The organism is Halorubrum sp. AD140, from assembly GCF_034497445.1.
Classification (GTDB): domain Archaea; phylum Halobacteriota; class Halobacteria; order Halobacteriales; family Haloferacaceae; genus Halorubrum.
Window position 1 is genome coordinate 1 of record NZ_JAXRUU010000289.1, and the last position, 1,115, is coordinate 1,115.

The following is a 1,115-nucleotide window of genomic DNA, read 5'->3' on the forward strand; positions in this document are numbered from 1 at the left end:
GCTGCGGCGCACGCCCGTCCAGCGGCTGCTTCGGGTCGGGCGACCGTATCGGTTCGCGCGCTTGTTTCTCCATGCCATACGGTACCACACGCGGTGGACGATAATAAATCCGAACCGACTGTGCGAACAGTGCGCACACCGGCTCCGACCGGTCGCAGCCGGTGAGTCGGGGTTCGCGGCCGTTCCGGGGGACGGGGGCTCAGTCCTCGTCGTCTCGCATCTCCGAGAGGCGGCCGACGAGGTCGGCGGTGTCGGCGTCGCCCTCGACGGAGACGTCGCCGTCGTGGTCGTTCTCGTGGACGTCCACCGCGTCTTCCTCGTCGGTGTCGACGTCCTGGTCCTTCTGTTCGCTCTCGTCGTACGATCCGAATCCCATGGGCGCTCCTCCGCCGGCGCACTGAAAAGCGCGGCGACCGTGATACGCCGCGGTAAGGGTTCACATCCCGTCTCGGGTGTCGGTGCGGCGGTGCGCCCGCGTCCGACGCTCGTCCGACGCCCCGTACCGTTTATACGCTCGGGGCGACTGCTCCCGGTGTGTCGCTGCGAGGAGACGGTCCGATAGAAGAGCTCGCGATCCCCTCGGGGACGACCGTCGAAGAGCACGACGTCGTCGTCGACGGCGACGTGCTCGTGGGCGGGCAGTCGACCGTCGAGCTCGGCGTCCGCGGCCGCAACGTCGCGATCGGCGAGCGCGTCGGCGTCGCCAACGACATCGAGGCCGAGGGAGACTGTCGGCTCGACACCTGGTGTTCCGTCGACGGGAACGTCCTTGTCGGCGAGGACGCGTACCTCGGTGAGCGGGTGACCGTCACCGGCCGGCTGATGGTGTCGGGCGACCTCGACATCGGCGACGACGTGACGATCGAGGAGGGGTTCGAGGCCAACGGCTGGATCGTCATCCGGAACCCGGTGCCGACGATCGTCTTCTACTTCATCGTCCTCTCGCAGCTGCTGCGCGTCGGCGAGACGGACGCCGCCGACGAGTTGGCGGAGGCGCTCGCCGACGGCGACGACGTCCGCGATCCACTCATAGTCCCGCGGAGCGCCGAGATCTCCGACGACGCGTGGCGCGTCTCGACGCCGGCGACCGTCGGCGACGACTGCCGCCTCCACGG

General features: G+C 69.1%; 1 protein-coding gene and 1 pseudogene. One reads left to right on the forward strand and one right to left on the reverse strand.

Translation table 11 applies throughout. The features are described 5' to 3' along the window. Window positions 1-199: 199 nt before the first annotated feature. Window positions 200-376: a DUF5786 family protein gene (locus tag U4E84_RS18260; RefSeq protein ID WP_322533481.1), complete on the reverse strand. Its 177-nt coding sequence runs from the start codon at window positions 374-376 to the stop codon at window positions 200-202. A 158-nt stretch (window positions 377-534) separates the two neighbouring features. On the opposite strand from U4E84_RS18260, the pseudogene U4E84_RS18265 reads away from it, so the two are divergent. After that, window positions 535-1,115 (forward strand): annotated as a pseudogene (locus tag U4E84_RS18265) (acyltransferase); the annotation flags it as partial.

Excerpts from the sequence above, each read along its gene's own strand:
- U4E84_RS18260 (WP_322533481.1), bottom strand. The coding sequence starts at position 376 with ATGGGATTCGGATCGTACGACGAGAGCGAACAGAAGGACCAGGACGTC.